Below are 17,172 nucleotides of genomic sequence, written 5' to 3'. Positions count from 1 at the left end.
GCCGTAAGGTCGACGCTGCGTAGGGAGCAGTCACGGGAAGACAATGGAGCCATGGCACGCGGCAAGCTTCGGATCTACCTCGGTGCGGCACCGGGCGTGGGCAAGACCTACGCCATGCTCGCCGAGGCGCATCGCCGCGTGGAGCGGGGCACCGACTGTGTCGTGGGCTTCGTCGAGCACTACGACCGGCCGCGCACCGAGGTGATGCTGCACGGCCTGGAGCAGGTGCCGCGCAAACGGCTGGAGTACCGGGACACCACCTTCGCCGAGATGGACGTCGACGCCGTGCTGCGCCGGGCGCCCGCCGTCGCCCTGGTGGACGAGCTGGCCCATACGAACGTCCCCGGCTCGCGCAACGCCAAGCGCTGGCAGGACGTGGAGGAGCTGCTCGCCGCCGGGATCGACGTCGTCTCGACCGTCAACATCCAGCACCTGGAGTCACTCGGCGATGTCGTCGAGTCCATCACGGGGGTACGGCAGCGGGAGACCGTCCCCGACGAGGTGGTACGGCGGGCCGACCAGATCGAGCTGGTCGACATGTCGCCCGAGGCCCTGCGCCGCCGGATGGCGCACGGCAACATCTACCAGCCCGACAAGGTCGACGCGGCCCTGTCCAACTACTTCCGCCCCGGCAACCTCACCGCCCTGCGCGAGCTGGCGCTGCTGTGGGTGGCCGACCGGGTCGACGAGTACCTGAACGAGTACCGCAGCGAACACCGGGTCTCCAAGATCTGGGGCTCGCGCGAGCGGATCGTGGTCGGGCTGACCGGCGGCTCCGAGGGGCGCACCCTGATCCGCCGGGCCGCGCGGCTCGCCGAGAAGGGCGCAGGCGGGGAAGTGCTCGCCGTGTACATAGCGCGGAGCGACGGGCTGACCGCGGCCTCCCCGAAGGAACTCGCCGTCCAGCGCACCCTCGTGGAGGACCTGGGCGGCACCTTCCACCATGTGGTCGGCGACGACATACCGGCCGCCCTGCTGGACTTCGCACGCGGTGTCAACGCCACCCAGATCGTGCTGGGCTCCTCGCGCCGCAAGGCCTGGCAGTACGTCTTCGGGCCCGGCGTCGGCGCCACGGTCGCCCGGGACTCCGGCCCCGACCTCGACGTCCACATCGTCACCCACGAGGCGGTCGCCAAGGGCCGCGGACTGCCCGTGGCCCGGGGCGCACGGCTCGGTCGGGCCCGGATCATCTGGGGCTGGGCCGTGGGCCTGGCGGGCCCCGTGGTCCTCGCGGTGCTGCTGAACACCCTCACCCTCGGCCTCGCCAACGACATGCTGCTGTTCCTGGCCGTCACCGTCGCGGCGGCGCTGCTCGGCGGCCTGCTGCCCGCGCTGGCCTCGGCGGCCTTCGGCTCGCTGCTGCTGAACTACTTCTACACCCCGCCCCTGCACCGGCTGACCATCGCCGACCCCAAGAACATCGTCGCCATCGCGATCTTCGTCGGCGTCGCCGTGTCCGTCGCCTCCGTGGTGGACCTCGCCGCCCGGCGCACCCACCAGGCCGCCCGGCTGCGCGCCGAGTCCGAGATCCTCTCCTTCCTCGCCGGGAACGTGCTGCGCGGCGAGACCAGCCTGGAGGAGCTGCTGGAGCGGGTCCGGGAGACCTTCGCGATGGAGTCGGCCGCGCTGCTGGAGCGGGCGGGCGACGTCGAGCCGTGGACCTGCGCCGGGCGCGCCGGATTCGGGCGCCCGCTGGAGCGGCCCGAGGACGCCGACGTGGACATGCCCGTCGGCGACCACATGGCGCTCGCGCTCACCGGCCGGGTGCTGCCCGCCGAGGACCGCCGGGTGCTGGCCGCCTTCGCCGCGCAGGCCGCCGTCGCCCTGGACCGCCGTCGCCTGCAGGAGGAGGCCGACCAGGCCCGTAGGCTCGCCGAGGGCAACCGCATCCGCACCGCCCTGCTGGCTGCCGTCAGCCACGACCTGCGCACCCCGCTGGCCGGCATCAAGGCCTCCGTGTCCTCGCTCCGGTCGGACGACGTCGAATGGTCCGCGCAGGACCAGGCGGAGCTGCTGGAGGCCATCGAGGAGGGCGCGGACCGGCTGGACCACCTCGTCGGCAACCTCCTGGACATGTCCCGCCTGCAGACCGGCACGGTCACCCCGCTGATCCGCGAGATCGACGTGGACGAGGTCGTGCCGATGGCGCTCGGCGGTGTCCCCGAGGACAGCGTCGAGCTGGACGTGCCCGAGACCCTGCCGATGGTCGAGGTCGACCCCGGGCTGCTGGAGCGGTCCGTGGCCAACCTGGTGGAGAACGCCGTCAAGTACAGCCCGCGAGGGCGGTCCGTGCTGGTCTCGGCGAGCGCCATAGCCGACCGGGTCGAGGTGCGCGTGGTGGACCGCGGGCCGGGCGTGCCGGACGAGGCCAAGGACCGGATATTCGAGCCCTTCCAGCGGTACGGTGACGCCCCGCGCGGCGCCGGCGTCGGGCTCGGACTCGCGGTGGCCCGGGGCTTCGCGGAGGCCATGGGCGCCACCCTCAACGCCGAGGACACGCCGGGCGGCGGACTCACCATGGTCCTCAGCCTGCGCGCGGCAGGATCGCGTCCCGAGACCCCCGACATGGGCAGGGACCTCGCAGAACCAGAAAGGCAGACCCTATGACGACCCGGGTGCTCGTGGTCGACGACGAGCCACAGATCGTGCGCGCCCTCGTGATCAACCTGAAGGCGCGCAAGTACGAGGTCGACGCGGCACCCGACGGCCGTACGGCCCTCGAACTCGCCGCCTCCCGGCACCCCGACGTGGTCGTCCTCGACCTGGGTCTGCCCGACATGGACGGCGTCGAGGTGATCAAGGGGCTGCGCGGCTGGACCCGGGTGCCGATCCTGGTGCTGTCCGCCCGGCACTCCTCCGACGAGAAGGTGGAGGCGCTGGACGCGGGCGCCGACGACTACGTCACCAAGCCCTTCGGCATGGACGAGCTGCTGGCCCGGCTGCGGGCCGCCGTACGCCGGGCCGAGCCGGTCGGGCCCGGCGAGGAGGACCTGACGACCGTCGAGACCGACGGCTTCGCCGTCGACCTGGCCGCCAAGAAGGTCAACCGCGCCGGCAAGGACGTCCGGCTCACCCCGACCGAGTGGCATCTGCTGGAGGTCCTGGTCCGCAACACCGGCCGGCTGGTCAGCCAGAAGCAGCTGCTGCAGGAGGTGTGGGGGCCGTCGTACGGGACGGAGACGAACTACCTGCGCGTGTACATGGCCCAACTGCGCCGCAAGCTGGAGACCGACCCTTCGCACCCGAAGCACTTCATCACCGAACCCGGTATGGGCTATCGGTTCGAGAAGTGAGCCGGGCCGCGAAGTGAGCTGGGCTACGGCGGTGTCGGTGAGCCCCGGTACGCTTCAGGTATGAGTGCCGTTCCTCGTTCCGAAAAGCCGGCCGGCCGGTTCCGGCGCATGCTCGACCGGCTCTCCTCGTCGCAGGAGGACCTGGAGTCCGAGGAGCTGCGCGAGGACGCCGAGACGGCGGGCTGTACCAAGATCGGTGACTGCCACGACCGGCAGATCGTCACCGTAACTGGTACCTTGCGCACGGTCACCTTGCGACCGCGCGCCGGGGTTCCCGCCCTGGAGGCCGAGCTGTTCGACGGCTCCGCCGCGCTGGACGTGGTGTGGCTCGGCAGGCGTTCCATCGTGGGCATAGAACCGGGGCGCAAGCTGATCGCATCGGGCCGGATCTCGATGAGCCGGGGCCGCCGGGTGCTCTTCAACCCGAAATACGAACTGCGACCCCTCGGACGGGAGTAGCCGGTGACGTCCCTCGACAAGCCGACCGAAGACGCCGCTCAGGCGCAGCCAGACGACGCCCGGGCGGTGACCGAGGCGGCGCTCTTCGAGGCGTTCGGCGGGGTCCGCGGCATGGTCGAGACGGTCGTGCCGGGCCTGCTCTTCGTCGCGATCTTCACCATCGACAAGAACCTGCATGTGTCGGCGCTCGCCGCGCTGGCCGTGTCCCTGGTGCTCGTCGTGGTCCGGCTCGTCATGAAGGACACCGTCAAGCACGCCTTCAGCGGTGTGTTCGGCGTGGCCTTCGGCGTGGTCTTCGCGATGTTCACCGGCAACGCCAAGGACTTCTACCTCCCCGGCATGCTCTACACGCTGGGCCTGGCGCTGGCGTACATCGTCACGACCCTCGCCGGGGTGCCCCTGATCGGTCTCATCCTCGGCCCGGTCTTCAAGGAGAACCTCTCCTGGCGCACCCGCAACCCAGGCCGCAAGAAGGCCTACGCGAAGGCCAGTTGGGCCTGGGGCCTGATCCTGCTCGCCAAGTGCGCGATCCTCTTCCCGCTGTACTGGTGGTCGGACACCGCCAAGCTCGGCTGGGTCCTGATCGCCCTGAAGATCCCGCCGTTCCTGCTGGCGGTCTGGCTCACCTGGGTCTTCCTCGCGAAGGCACCCGCGCCGATCGACGTGTTCGCGGAGATGGAGGCCGAGGAGAAGGCGGCCGAGGAGCGCAAGGCGGCGGAAGCGGCAGGGCGGCACCGCCGGGAGGCGTAGAGACACCCGTCGTACGACGGAGAAGGGCGCCCCTGGTGTCAGGGGCGCCCTTCTCCCATGCGGTCGGTCAGGTCTCTTCCCGCCGCACCGACAGCAGTTCCTCCAGCTGCTCCTCACGAGCCTGCGCGGCCACGAACAGCAGCTCGTCGCCCGGCTCCAGGGAGTCCTCCTTGGACGGGGTCAGGACGCGGGTGCCGCGGATGATCGTGACCAGGGAGGTGTCCTCGGGCCACTCGACGTCGCCGACCTGGGTGCCGGCCAGGGCCGACTCCTCCGGCAGGGTCAGCTCGACGAGGTTGGCGTCGCCGTGGCTGAAGCGGAGCAGGCGGACCAGGTCGCCGACGCTCACCGCCTCCTCGACCAGGGCGGACATCAGGCGCGGGGTGGAGACGGCCACGTCCACGCCCCAGGCCTCGTTGAACAGCCACTCGTTCTTGGGGTTGTTGACGCGGGCGACGACGCGCGGGACGCCGTACTCCGTCTTGGCGAGCAGCGAGACGACCAGGTTGACCTTGTCGTCGCCGGTCGCGGCGATGGCGACGTTGCAGCGCTGGAGCGCCGCCTCGTCCAGGGACGTGATCTCGCAGGCGTCGGCCAGCAGCCACTCCGCCTGGGGCACCCGCTCCACCGAGATGGCGGTCGGGGCCTTGTCGATGAGCAGGACCTCGTGGCCGTTCTCCAGCAGCTCGCTCGCGATCGAGCGGCCGACGGCGCCGGCCCCGGCAATGGCGACCCTCATCAGTGACCGCTCTCCTCTTCCGGGCCCTGGGCGAACGCCGCCTCGACCTTCTCGACGTCGTCCGCCCGCATCATCACATGCACGAGGTCGCCCTCCTGCAGCACCGTCTGCGAGGTCGGCAGGATCGCCTCGCCGAGGCGGGTCAGGAACGCCACGCGGACGCCCGTCTCCTCCTGCAGCTTGCTGATCTTGTGCCCGACCCACTTCGCGGAGGCGTGCACCTCGGCGAGCTGCACCCCGCCGGTGGGGTCGCGCCACAGCGGCTCGGCACCCGACGGCAGCAGCCGGCGCAGCATCTGGTCGGCGGTCCAGCGGACCGTCGCCACGGTGGGGATGCCGAGCCGCTGGTAGACCTCGGCGCGGCGCGGGTCGTAGATACGGGCGGCCACGTTCTCCACGCCGAACATCTCGCGGGCCACGCGGGCGGAGATGATGTTGGAGTTGTCACCGCTGGACACGGCCGCGAAGGCGCCGGCCTCCTCGATGCCGGCCTCGCGCAGGGTGTCCTGGTCGAAGCCGACACCGGTGACCCGGCGGCCCCCGAAACCGGGGCCCAGTCGGCGGAAGGCGGTGGGGTCCTGGTCGATCACGGCGACCGTGTGGCCCTGTTGCTCCAGGGTCTGGGCAAGAGCGGAACCCACTCTCCCACAGCCCATGATGACGATGTGCACGACCGTCCTTCCGGTGTCCAAAAGTTACTGCTCAGCCTCAGGGTCTCAGACCGAGGCCCAAAGCTACACATGGGCGCCGGGAGGTGGGCACCCCCTGGCGCGCGTTCGCCGTGATCACGGTCCGCGATCATGCGCGTCGGCAGCGTCAGCCGTCCGCGTCGGCGATCACCGGGGGCGGCCTGCGGCGAGTGATGCTGCGCACGCTGCACAAGGTCAGGATTCCGAGGCCGAGCAGGGCGAGGGTCGCCCCGATCAGCTCCGCGGTGGCGGGCATGGGTCCTCCGAACTGCGATGACATGCGGGATCTGCCATCTAGGCACGGGGAGCGCACGGACCACGGAATCCGCAGTAAGGTGCGCCGCTGATTTCACTCGTGAGGCAGATCCGGGGTACCGGGTGGGCGGCCGCCGGTACGAAGGCTTACGATCCTCTGTCGTGTCCAAACTGACCGACGTGCCCAAACGGATTCTGATCGGGCGCGCACTGCGCAGTGACCGGCTGGGCGAAACGCTCCTGCCGAAGCGCATCGCACTCCCCGTCTTCGCCTCCGACCCGCTGTCCTCCGTCGCCTACGCGCCGGGAGAGGTCCTGCTGGTCCTGTCCATCGCGGGCGTGTCGGCGTACCACTTCAGCCCCTGGATCGCGGTCGCGGTCGTCGTGCTGATGTTCACGGTGGTCGCCTCCTACCGGCAGAACGTCCACGCCTATCCGAGCGGCGGCGGCGACTACGAGGTCGCCACCACCAACCTCGGCCCCAGGGCCGGCCTGACCGTGGCCAGCGCTCTGCTCGTCGACTACGTCCTCACCGTCGCCGTCTCCATCGCCTCCGGCATCGAGAACCTCGGCTCCGCGATCCCGTTCGTGGTCGAGCACAAGGTGCTGTGCGCGGTCGCCGTGATCGTGCTGCTCACGCTGATGAACCTGCGTGGCGTGAAGGAGTCCGGCAAGCTCTTCGCGATCCCGACGTACGTGTTCGTCGGCGGCGTCTTCATCATGATCGCGTGGGGCGCGTTCCGGGGCCTGGTCCTCGGCAACACCATGCGGGCGCCGACCGCCGACTACCACATCAACGCCGAACACCAGGGCCTCGCGGGCTTCGCGCTCGTCTTCCTGCTGCTGCGCGCCTTCTCCTCCGGCTGTGCCGCACTCACCGGCGTGGAGGCCATCTCCAACGGCGTCCCGGCCTTCCGCAAGCCCAAGTCGAAGAACGCGGCGACCACGCTCGCGCTGATGGGCGGGCTCGCCGTCACCATGTTCTGCGGCATCATCGCCCTCGCCATGACGACCAAGGTCCGCATGGCCGAGAACCCGGCCACCGACCTGATCCACAACGGCCACCCGCTGGGCTCGGGCTATGTCCAGAACCCGGTGATCTCGCAGGTCGCCGAGGCGGTCTTCGGCAAGGGCAGCTTCCTGTTCGTGGTCCTCGCGGCCGCCACCGCGCTGGTCCTGTTCCTGGCGGCGAACACGGCCTACAACGGCTTCCCGCTGCTCGGCTCGATCCTCGCCCAGGACCGCTACCTCCCGCGCCAGCTGCACACCCGCGGCGACCGGCTCGCCTTCTCCAACGGCATCGTGCTGCTCGCGGGCGCCGCGACCCTGCTGACCGTCATCTACGGCGCCGACTCGACCCGCCTGATCCAGCTGTACATCGTCGGCGTGTTCGTGTCCTTCACGCTCAGCCAGACCGGCATGGTCCGGCACTGGAACCGGCACCTGGCGGTCGAGACGGACCAGGCCAAGCGCCGCCACATGATCCGCTCCCGCGCGATCAACGCGTTCGGCGCCTTCTTCACCGGCCTGGTGCTCGTCGTCGTCCTGGTCACCAAGTTCACGCACGGCGCCTGGGTGGCCCTGATGGGCATGTGCATCTTCTACGCGACGATGACCGCGATCCGTAAGCACTACGACCGCGTCGCCGAGGAGATCGCCGCCCCCGAGGAGCCGGACGACGACCTGGTCCGCCCCTCGCGGGTGCACTCGGTGGTGCTGATCTCGAAGATCCACCGCCCCACCCTGCGCGCCCTGGCCTACGCCAGGCTGATGCGCTCGGACACCCTGGAGGCGCTGACGGTCAACGTCGACCCGGCCGAGACCAAGGCGCTGCACGAGGAGTGGGAGCGGCGCGGCATCGACGTACCGCTGAAGGTCCTGGACTCGCCGTACCGCGAGGTCACCCGCCCGGTGATCGAGTACGTCAAGAGCCTGCGCAAGGAGTCCCCGCGCGACGCGGTCTCCGTGATCATCCCCGAGTACGTGGTCGGCCACTGGTACGAGCACCTGCTGCACAACCAGAGCGCCCTGCGCCTGAAGGGCCGCCTGCTGTTCACGCCCGGCGTGATGGTCACCTCCGTGCCCTACCAGCTGGCGTCCTCCGAGGCGGCGAAGGTCCGGGCCCGCAAGCGGCAGGAGTGGAACGCACCGGGTGCCGTACGGCGCGGCCCGGCCGGGGAGCGGCCCAAGCAGCCGTCGGCGGCCGAGGACTGAGGCGGGACTTCGAGGCCGTAGACTGGTGGGCTGTTGTCCGGCCCGCCGGTTTGCGGCCGTTTCCCCTTTCTGGATCTGGAGTCACCCCGCCATGCAGGCAGAACCGACGAAGTCTCTGGTGGGCCAGGAGTACGAGGTCGAGATCGGCCCCGTCGCCCACGGCGGCCACTGCATCGCCCGTACGGCCGAGGGCCAGGTGCTGTTCGTCCGGCACGCGCTGCCGGGCGAGCGGGTGGTGGCCCGGGTGACCGAGGGCGAGGAGGGCGCCCGCTTCCTGCGCGCGGACGCGGTACGGATCCTGGAGCCCTCCAAGGACCGCGTCGAGGCCCCCTGCCCCTTCGCCGGGCCCGGCCGCTGCGGCGGCTGCGACTGGCAGCACGCCAAGCCGGGCGCCCAGCGCCGCCTCAAGGGCGAGGTGATCGCCGAACAGCTCAAGCGGCTCGCCGGCCTCACCCCCGAGGAGGCCGGCTGGGACGGCACGGTGATGCCGGCCGAGGGCGACAAGATGCCCGCGGGCCAGGTCCCGCAGTGGCGCACGCGCGTCCAGTACGCCGTCGACGCCGAGGGCCACGCGGGCCTGCGCCGCCACCGCTCGCACGAGGTCGAGCGCATCGACCACTGCATGATCGCGGCGGAGGGCGTCAGCGAGCTGGGCATCGAGCGGCGGGACTGGACCGGCATGGAGTCGGTCGAGGCGATCGCGGCGACGGGCTCGCAGGACCGCCAGGTGATCCTGACACCGCGTCCCGGCGCCCGCCTTCCCCTGGTGGAGCTGGACAAGCCGGTCTCCGTCCTCCGGGTCGACGAGAAGTCCGGCGGGGTGCACCGCGTCCACGGCCGCCCCTTCGTGCGCGAGCGCGCGGACGGCCGTACCCACCGCGTGGGCAACGGCGGCTTCTGGCAGGTCCACCCGAAGGCGGCGGACACCCTGGTGACAGCGGTCATGCAGGGCCTGCTGCCCCGCAAGGGCGAGATGGCCCTGGACCTCTACTGCGGCGTCGGCCTCTTCGCCGGCGCCCTGGCCGACCGCCTCGGCGAGAAGGGCGCGGTCCTCGGCATCGAGTCCGGCAAGCGGGCGGTCGAGGACGCCCGCCACAACCTCGCCGACTTCCCCCGGGTCCGCATCGAACAGGGCAAGGTCGAGTCGGTCCTGCCGCGCACGGGCATCACCGAGGTCGACCTGATCGTCCTGGACCCCCCGAGGGCCGGCGCGGGCCGCGGCACGGTCGCCCACCTCACCTCCCTGGGCGCCCGCCGCATCGCGTACGTCGCCTGCGATCCCGCTGCGCTGGCTCGTGACCTGGGGTACTTCCGGGAGGGCGGGTACCGGGTGCGGATGCTTCGGGCGTTCGATCTGTTTCCGATGACGCATCATGTGGAGTGCGTGGCGATTCTTGAGCCTGCCGCGAAGAGCCTCTGACCTGCGAGTTCCCTGATTTCTGAGGTTCCGGGCGGGTCGGCTGGACCTGTTTCCACGGGTCCGCCGCGTGGAGCGTTTTGCAGACGCGCGCCGCGTGTCTGACCTGCGACTTTCGCGTACCGGGGCGCGGGTGGGGCGTGCTACGCCCCGACCTCGTGGGGGCGGTTGGGGAAGCGTCTTGACGCTCGTCCGACGCTGATTCTGGCGGAGCGTCATGACGGTTGCCCGGTCGGCTGTCGAGCCCAAGGAGAAGGTCCTGGCCGGCAGCGGCCTTGGCAACCGCCGACGCGCTACCTGGTTCGCCAGGCACCCTCGACCCGTCTGCCCGGAGCACGGCGCCTCCCTGCGCCATCGGCGCGCCGCCGAGACGGAGACCGTGGCGAAGGCTGCGGAGGTACCGGGTCTCACGCCCGACTGGCCGGCCCACCTCGCTGATCAACGAACTCCGGTGCTGCGGCGCCCTCGAGCTGATGCCACCGACCGGTCGCCGCCGCCGTACGCTCCGGAGGTCCGATCACAGGTGCTGCGTCAGTGGCTCGTGCCGGCGTCGTCATCGTCGTTCGAAGAATTCCGGTGCCTCCCGCTGCCCGGAGAGGAGTCGTCCCCTTGCTCTCCCAGCAGTTCGAGGAGCGCGGCATCCGCCCTTTTCTGATCTTCCTTCGTCAGCTCGACCGGTGCGTTGTTGTAGACGGTGTAGCGATCCGGATCGATGATGTTGGCGGCCCGCAGGGTGAACGTCAGCAGGCGGCGCCACCCCTTGCGGTGGCCGACCCTCGCCTGCAGCTGGACCTTGTAGTCACGGGCTTCCGGCATGAACCCGGAAAACGGTGCCTCGAACTCGATGAAGAGTTGTTGCGCTTCTCTGCCGGGCACGACGAAGCCGGCCGGCAACTTCGCATCCTCGTCCGGCCCCGGCTGGAGGCGGGACGGTGAGGACACCCACAGCAGCGGCAGGTGAGAAGCGGGCTCGTCGGGGAAGGTCAGGATGAGGTCCTGTACGACGATCGGCTTGGGGCCGGTGTTGTGAAGGACGAGCGGGAGCCGCAGGCGGGCCGTGGAAGAGTGGATGATCGCTGCGAAGGCATGAGGCTCCCACGTCTTCAGGCGTCCTTGTCTGGCGTTGAGCCACCAGAACGACGCGACGGTGAAGAGCAATGCGCAGATCGACACCACGCCGGCGCCTGTGAGTGATGAGGACGCGGCTTGGTGGGTCGCGGTCATCGGCGGAACCACAGATTCAGTGTGCCAGCCCCATCGTGGGCTCGCTGACAGGACTCAGGGACCTCTGTCGCCTGCGTGCAGCGCAAGGGAGACGGGCCGCCAAAACTCGTCCCCGCGGTGGTGTGCGCCGCACGGGTTGCCTGCCGGCTCCAGCGCACCGATCAGCCGGTAGGCCGCTGGGGTGAAGCCGGCGTGGGCGGCCGGCTCGGGCATCGGGCCGAGGGCCATGATCTTGGCCACGCCCGGCAGGGCGAAGATCAGCACGATGAGACAGGCCAGGCCGGCGGAGAGGCTCATGAGGCGTCCTTGACGGTGTGCGGATGACGGGCCTGACGGCGTTCTGTTCCCAGGCCGGCGAAGTAGGCGATCAGGTCCGGGTTGTCGACCGCCGAGGGGTTGAGGACCTGCTCGGCGGGGGCGCCCTGGAGGAGGCGTTTGACCGGAACCTCGAGTTTCTTCCCGGTCCTGGTGTGCGGGATGGCCGGCACGGCGAGGATCTCGTCGGGGACGTGGCGGGGGGAGGCGCCGGTGCGGATGGCGTCGCGGATCGTCTCGCGCAGGGCGTCGTCCAGCGTGACACCGGGCGCGGGGACGACGAACAGGGGCATCCAGTAGCCGCCGTCGGGTTCCTCCGCGCCGATGACGAGGGCCTCGGTGATCTCGGGGAGGCGTTCGACGATGTCGTGGATGTCGGCACTGCCCAGGCGCACGCCGTTGCGGTTGAGGGTGGCGTCGGAGCGGCCGTGGACGATCACCGAACCGTGGGAGGTGAGGGTGATCCAGTCGCCGTGCCGCCATACGCCCGGGTAGGCGCCGAAGTAGGCATCGCGGTAACGGCTGCCGTCGGGGTCGTTCCAGAAGTACAGCGGCATGGACGGCATCGGGCGGGTGACGACCAGTTCGCCGACCTGGTCCACGACCGGCCGTCCCGCGCCGTCGTACGCCGCCAGCGCCACGCCCAGGTTGGGGGCGGAGAGCTCGCCGGCCCAGACGGGGGTCGTGGGGGCGCTGCCGGCGAAGGCGGAGACGATGTCGGTGCCGCCGCTGGTGGAGGCCGGCTGGACGTCGGTGCCCACGTGGTCGCGGACCCACGGGTAGGCGGAGGCGGGCAGGGCGGAGCCGGTGCAGCCGACGGCGCGGACCGCGGACAGGTCGTGCACGGAGGAGGGTTCGATGCCCAGCTTGGCCATGGCCAGCAGGTACTGGGGGCTGGTACCGAAGACGGTGATCTTGTGGCGGTCTGCCAGCCCCCACAGGACGTCGGGGCGCGCCACCGGCGCCGGGCTGCCGTCGTAGGTGCAGGTGGTGGCGCCGGTCAGCAGGGTGGAGACGACCAGGTTCCACATCATCCAGTGGGTGGTGGTGTACCACAGCAGGCGGTCACCGATGCCCAGGTCGCAGTGCAGGCCGAGGATCTTGAGGTGCTCCAGCAGGACGCCGCCGTGCCCGTGGACGATGCCCTTGGGCAGGCCGGTGGTGCCGGAGGAGAAGACGACCCACAGAGGGTGGTCGAAGGGCACCGGGGTGATGGTGAGGTACTCGCTGCGGGTGGCGGCGTCGTCCCAGGGAACCGTCAGGCCGGTGTGCTGCCGGGTCTCGGGCCAGGTGAGGCCCAGGTGGTCCACGAGCACCGTCGCCTTCAGCGTGGGCAGGGCGTCGGCCAGTTCGAGCGAGGCGGCACGGCGGTCGTGGGCGGCGCCGTTGAAGAGGTAGCCGTCAGCCGTGATGAGCACCGTCGGCCGGAGCTGGGCGAATCGGTCGGCGGCGGCCTTGGGTGCGTAGTCCTGGCCGCACACCGACCACACCGCGCCCAGGCCGGCGGTGGCGAGGAAGGCGATGACGGCGTGGGGGGTGTTGGGCAGGTAGCCGACCACCCGGTCGCCCTGTGTCACGCCCAGGTCGCGCAGAGTGGCTGCCACGGAGGCGACCCGGGCGCGCAGCTCCCGGCCTGTGATCTCGTAGCCGGCGCCGGTCTCGTCCAGCGCGGTGATCGCGGGAGCGTCCGGGTGCAGGTTGCGCAGGGCATGGTGGGCGTAGTTCAGGGTGGCGCCGGGGAACCAGCGGGCGCCGGGCATGGTCTCCTCGGCCAGCACCCGCTCGTAGGGAGTGGTCGCGTCGACGTCGAAGTACGCCCATACCGCGGCCCAGAAACCTTCCAGGTCGGTGACGGACCAGCGGTGCAGTGCCTGGTAGTCGGTGGGGTCCTGGATACCTTCGGCGCCCTGGTGCCGGGCGGCCCAGCGGGCGAAGTCCGCGATGCGGCTGCCGGCGGCCGTCTTCGGGTCGGGTGTCAGGAACGGTTCCGGACAGGGCGTGGCGTGCGGGCTGGTCATGGTGCGGTGCTCCTCGGCAGCGGGACGGACCGGGCATCGGCGGTACGGCGGGCCGTGTACAGCAGGGAAGCCCAGGCGGTGGTGTCCGGGAAGTGGCCGGTGCCGGCAGGGACGGTGTCCATCACGACACGGTCGGGGCGCAGCAGGACGGCGTCGGCCCGGCCGCGCGCCAGCCAGGCGGCCAGCGTGCCGTCGTCGCCCAGGTCGCCGACGTGGAGCGTGGGTGCGTCCAGCGCCATGGCCACGGCCGTCATCCGCGGGGTGGGCGGCACAGCGGTCACGACGGCGAAGGAGTCTCCGAGGATGTCGTCCAGGCGGACTCGCCTGCCGTCGGCGATCACCCAGGGCTGCGGGCAGAAGGTGCCGGGCAGCCCGCGCCCGATGAGCCCGGGGCGGCGCCGGACGAGCGGGCCGGCGGGCAGCGCGGGGCTGAGGTCACGGCTCACCGCCGAGGTCACGCCGGGGATGCGGCAGGCCGCGGCAACGGCGGCCCGGCGGAGCGCCGCGACGCGGTCCTGTCCACCGGTCATGGCCCAGCCGACGGCGACCGCGACCCGGATCAGGTAGCGGGCGTGCGGCTTGCGCTCTCGCTCGTAGGTGTCCAACAGCCCGTCGTCCGCGCCCTGTCGGAGAACACGGGCGAGCTTCCAGGTCAGGTTGTGGGCGTCGCGCAGGCCCGCGCACAGCCCCTGCCCGATGAAGGGCGGGGTGAGGTGGGCCGCGTCGCCCAGCAGGAAGACGCGTCCCCGGCGCCACCGGTCGGCCAGGCGGGCCCGGAAGGTGTACTGCGCCTGCCGGATCACCTCGAAGTCGTCGCCCCGCGAGACGCCGGAGGGCACGTCCACCCAGGGGGCGACCAGCTCACGCAGGCGCTCCAGTCCCTCCGTGCCGTCCAGGGCCTCGTCGTCGGCCAGCCGGAACTCCCAGCGGTAGCGGTCCTTGCCGAGGCGCATGAAGGTGGCGGGCTGGGTGGGGCAGCAGATCTGGTCGACGCCTTCCCAGGTCCGGACCGGGCGGCTGGTGCGCACGTCGATGACCCGCCAGCTCTCCTCGAAGTGCAGGTCCTCCCAGGCGGCGCCGACGGCGTCACGGGTGAGGCTGCCCGCGCCGTCGCAGCCGAGGACGGCATCCGCCCAGACGTGCTCGTCCTCGTCGCTGCCGTCGCGGCGGAAGGTGACCCGGACCGGAGCCGCCCCCTCGGTGCCCTGGCTGACGGACACGACCTCCACCCCGCCCCACAGTTCACACTCGGGGCGGCGCGTCAGGGCGGCGCGCAGCAGGCGTTCCAGGTCGGGCTGGTCGAACATGCTGGTCTGAGGGAAGCCATGCTTCCCGTGCCGGGATCGTGCGAATTCGGCGATCACACGGTGCTGGGCGTTCAGCAGCCGCAGCCCGCGTGCCGGACGTGCGAGGGCGGCGAACTCCTCGTGGATGCCGACGCTCTGCAGGATCCGGCGGACCTCGTCGTCCACGACGACGGCGCGCGGCAGGGGGTAGACGTCCCGGTGGCGTTCCAGGACGAGGCTGCGCACTCCGTGCCGGGCGAGCAGGAGCGCGGCCGTGACTCCCACGGGCCCCGCACCGATGATCACCACCGGCCTCCGCGCTGCGTCGCTCACGTCGCGTCCGCCACAGCGGTCCGCTGCTCACCCAGGTCGATGCGCCCGTCGGGGGTGGCGATCGTGGCGGTGACGAGGTCACCGTCGCGCAGGTAGCGGGGGTTCTTGGCCTGGCCGTTGAAGAACGCCTTCCACTTCAGGGCGGGCGGCAGCAGAGCGGCGATCTTCTCGACCGGCTTGGGCGGGGCCTTCAGGGCCGTGCCGCCAGGAGTGCCGGTGAGCAGCAGGTCGCCCGGGTCGAGGGTCTGGAAGCGGGCCAGCAGGGTGAGCGCCTGCGCGGGCCGCACGATCATGTCGGCGAGAGTGCGGTCCTGGCGCGGCACACCGTTGACCGACAGCCGAAGCCGCAGGTCGATCAGACGGGCGAAGTCCTCGGGCTCCAGCAGGGCCAGATACGGCCCCGTCGGGGTGAAGGTCGGGTAGGACTTGCTCTCGTAGAACTGCGTCTTGGTCAGCTGGACGTCGCGGGCGCTGACGTCGTTGGTGAGGACGAGCCCGGCGACGTAGTGCGGCAGGTCCGTCTCCTCGACGACGGTGCCCACCGGCAGGGTCGCGCCCATGACGAGGCCGAGTTCCACCTCGTAGTCGAGGAACCTCACGTGCGCCGGGCGGACGATCGCCTCGTGCGGACCGCTGACCGAGCCGGATGCCTTACGGAAGAAGGTGGGCGGGATGTCGCCGGTGAACCCGGAATCCTTGGCGTGGCTGCGGTAGTTGACCATCTGGGCGACCACCCTGCAGGGGGTGGTGACCGGGGCAGTGCCACCAGGTCGGCGACGGGTGTGCCGCTCTCGCCGGAGGCGGCGGCCTCTCGCACGGTGGCCCGGTCGGCGAGCAGTTCGGCGGTGGTGACGGCCTTGGTCTCGATGCGGACGGCGCGTTCGTCCCGGACGGCCCACCAGCCGTCGGGGGTGCGCAGAACGTTGGTGCTCATGAGCTCATCGCTTTCATCAGGCCCAGCAGGCGTGCGGGGTCGAGTTCGTTGTCGTCGCGCAGGGCCGTCATGACCTCGCGGAGCTTGGCGGGGGAGGGGTTGGTGCCCAGGAAGTCGCGGGTGACGGGCGGGCCCCACTGGGCCAGGCCGCTCGCCGACATCGGTGCCCATCCGGGTTCGAGGTCGCAGGAGAACAGGTCGCCGTCGGCGAAGTGCTCCAGCATGAAGCGGTCGGGGTCGCGCCAGTAGTCGAAGAGCTGACTGCCCTGGATGTGCCGGCCGATTCCCCAGCTGCGCTGGTAGCCGCGCTCGGCGAGGTACTCGCCGCCGACGGCGATCGAGTCGAGGTCGGTGACCTGGTAGGCCGAGTGGACGTATCCGGTTCCGGGCCCCAGGTGCAGGGCCAGCGTGTGGTGATCGACGGCCAGGCTGCCCTGGTCGCAGCGGATGAACGCCATGGTCGGCCCGCGCTGGCGCTGCCCGTCCAGGAACAGGAAGTCGGAGACGATCATCCCGAGGGTGTCCAGGTACCAGTCCAGGGTGCGGGCGAACGTCCGTGTCTCCAGCACCACATGGCCGAGGCGCTGGATGCGGGACGGCTCGCGGGGCGGTCGCTGGGTGGCGTTCGTACGGCGGGGTTCGGTGCCTGTGTTGAGGGTCAGCGGCGGCTGCTCGGGCAGCGCGGGCAGCGGTTCGGCGCAGTGCACGACCCGGACCGGCAGGCCCGAGGGGTCGAACAGGGCGACCGACCGGCCACCACCCGGTATGTCGATGTCCCGGACGCTGTGTCCGACGGCGGCGGCCAGCCGGTCGACATCGGCCCGCTCGGCCGCGCGGAACGCCGGTCCGAGGAAGCGGGAGGTACGCCCGCGCCGGATGACCATGCAGGGCGGGCCCGCGAACGTGCCGCGCAGCCACAGCTCGTGCCGGGTGCGGGCGGCGATCGCGAAGCCGAAGTCGCGGGCGAACACCTCGGCCCGGTCCAGGTCGGGCTTCTCGAACTCCAGCCAGGCCAGGTCCGCGACCTTGATCACAGGATTCCGGGCTCGTCCGGGGTGCTCTCCGCGCAGGGCGCCCTGCTCACTGTGGAGGTCTTGGTGGGGCGTCAGAGGACCGCCCTTGTTAACGGGGATGTGGGACATGGTGTCCTCCAAGCAACACTGCCGTAATGAGGAAATCATCAACTCTGGCGTTTCTCATCGTCAATAGGTGCAGCTCAAATAATTGAGGATCTCATCAGTAATGG

Annotated in this window: 14 protein-coding genes and 1 pseudogene; 6 read left to right on the top strand and 9 right to left on the bottom strand. The window is 71.0% G+C overall.

Going from position 1 to position 17,172, the window contains the following annotated elements; all coding sequences use genetic code 11:
* Positions 1-51: 51 nt before the first annotated feature.
* Genes BFF78_RS11825 through BFF78_RS11810 form a run of 4 tightly spaced genes read left to right on the top strand, consistent with a single transcriptional unit; the run spans position 52 to position 4,502 of the window.
* Entirely contained in the window at positions 52-2,607 is a 2,556-nt protein-coding gene (locus BFF78_RS11825; protein WP_069778292.1) for a DUF4118 domain-containing protein, read from the top strand.
* Complete coding sequence (locus BFF78_RS11820; protein WP_069778291.1) at positions 2,604-3,293, top strand: response regulator; 690 nt, start codon at positions 2,604-2,606, stop codon at positions 3,291-3,293. Before BFF78_RS11825 ends, BFF78_RS11820 begins: the two co-directional genes overlap by 4 nt.
* Before the next feature lie 60 nt (positions 3,294-3,353).
* The gene (locus BFF78_RS11815) at positions 3,354-3,752 is read left to right on the top strand and encodes an OB-fold nucleic acid binding domain-containing protein (protein ID WP_076095565.1); all 399 of its coding nucleotides are present in this window, start codon (positions 3,354-3,356) and stop codon (positions 3,750-3,752) included.
* Between the two features lie 3 nt (positions 3,753-3,755).
* Positions 3,756-4,502 carry a DUF3159 domain-containing protein gene (locus BFF78_RS11810; RefSeq protein WP_069778290.1) on the top strand — a complete coding sequence of 249 codons (747 nt, stop codon included), beginning with the start codon at positions 3,756-3,758 and terminating at the stop codon, positions 4,500-4,502.
* 67 nt (positions 4,503-4,569) lie between these two features.
* On the opposite strand, the gene BFF78_RS11805 is transcribed toward BFF78_RS11810, so the two are convergent.
* From BFF78_RS11805 to BFF78_RS49335, 3 genes are all read right to left on the bottom strand, one after another.
* On the bottom strand, positions 4,570-5,241 hold the full coding sequence (locus BFF78_RS11805) for a potassium channel family protein (RefSeq protein ID WP_069778289.1): 672 nt from the start codon (positions 5,239-5,241) through the stop codon (positions 4,570-4,572).
* Entirely contained in the window at positions 5,241-5,912 is a 672-nt protein-coding gene (locus BFF78_RS11800) for a potassium channel family protein (RefSeq protein WP_069778288.1), read from the bottom strand. Before BFF78_RS11800 ends, BFF78_RS11805 begins: the two co-directional genes overlap by 1 nt.
* Before the next feature lie 145 nt (positions 5,913-6,057).
* Positions 6,058-6,186 carry a hypothetical protein gene (locus tag BFF78_RS49335; RefSeq protein ID WP_257786902.1) on the bottom strand — a complete coding sequence of 43 codons (129 nt, stop codon included), beginning with the start codon at positions 6,184-6,186 and terminating at the stop codon, positions 6,058-6,060.
* Positions 6,187-6,347: 161 nt separating this feature from the next.
* Between BFF78_RS49335 and BFF78_RS11795 the strand changes: the two genes are divergently transcribed.
* Together BFF78_RS11795 and BFF78_RS11790 are read left to right on the top strand one after the other, a co-directional pair.
* The gene (locus BFF78_RS11795) at positions 6,348-8,399 is read left to right on the top strand and encodes an APC family permease (protein ID WP_069778287.1); all 2,052 of its coding nucleotides are present in this window, start codon (positions 6,348-6,350) and stop codon (positions 8,397-8,399) included.
* Between the two features lie 91 nt (positions 8,400-8,490).
* Positions 8,491-9,819, top strand: coding sequence for a class I SAM-dependent RNA methyltransferase (locus BFF78_RS11790; RefSeq protein ID WP_069778286.1), 1,329 nt, complete (start codon positions 8,491-8,493; stop codon positions 9,817-9,819).
* Positions 9,820-10,347: 528 nt separating this feature from the next.
* Here the strand turns inward: BFF78_RS11790 and BFF78_RS11785 are convergent.
* The 6 genes and pseudogenes from BFF78_RS11785 to BFF78_RS11760 all read right to left on the bottom strand — a co-directional run bounded on the left by BFF78_RS11785 (position 10,348) and on the right by BFF78_RS11760 (position 17,068).
* Positions 10,348-11,040, bottom strand: a complete 693-nt coding sequence (locus BFF78_RS11785; RefSeq protein WP_069778285.1) for a hypothetical protein — start codon at positions 11,038-11,040, stop codon at positions 10,348-10,350.
* A gap of 54 nt (positions 11,041-11,094) precedes the next feature.
* Positions 11,095-11,337 carry a hypothetical protein gene (locus BFF78_RS11780; RefSeq protein WP_069778284.1) on the bottom strand — a complete coding sequence of 81 codons (243 nt, stop codon included), beginning with the start codon at positions 11,335-11,337 and terminating at the stop codon, positions 11,095-11,097.
* Entirely contained in the window at positions 11,334-13,373 is a 2,040-nt protein-coding gene (locus BFF78_RS11775; protein ID WP_069778283.1) for an acetoacetate--CoA ligase, read from the bottom strand. The genes BFF78_RS11780 and BFF78_RS11775 overlap by 4 nt, the downstream gene beginning before the upstream one ends.
* Positions 13,370-14,992, bottom strand: coding sequence for a bifunctional 3-(3-hydroxy-phenyl)propionate/3-hydroxycinnamic acid hydroxylase MhpA (gene mhpA, locus BFF78_RS11770; protein ID WP_069778282.1), 1,623 nt, complete (start codon positions 14,990-14,992; stop codon positions 13,370-13,372). Before mhpA ends, BFF78_RS11775 begins: the two co-directional genes overlap by 4 nt.
* Positions 14,989-15,926 (bottom strand): annotated as a pseudogene (locus BFF78_RS11765) (fumarylacetoacetate hydrolase family protein). Before BFF78_RS11765 ends, mhpA begins: the two are co-directional and overlap by 4 nt.
* Positions 15,923-17,068: a VOC family protein gene (locus tag BFF78_RS11760; RefSeq protein ID WP_069778281.1), complete on the bottom strand. Its 1,146-nt coding sequence runs from the start codon at positions 17,066-17,068 to the stop codon at positions 15,923-15,925. The pseudogene BFF78_RS11765 and the gene BFF78_RS11760 overlap by 4 nt, the downstream one beginning before the upstream one ends.
* Between the last annotated feature and the right edge of the window lie 104 nt (positions 17,069-17,172).

Origin of the sequence: Streptomyces fodineus (assembly GCF_001735805.1) — a bacterium.
Taxonomy (GTDB): domain Bacteria; phylum Actinomycetota; class Actinomycetes; order Streptomycetales; family Streptomycetaceae; genus Streptomyces; species Streptomyces fodineus.
This window is presented reverse-complemented; position numbering and strand designations above follow the sequence as displayed.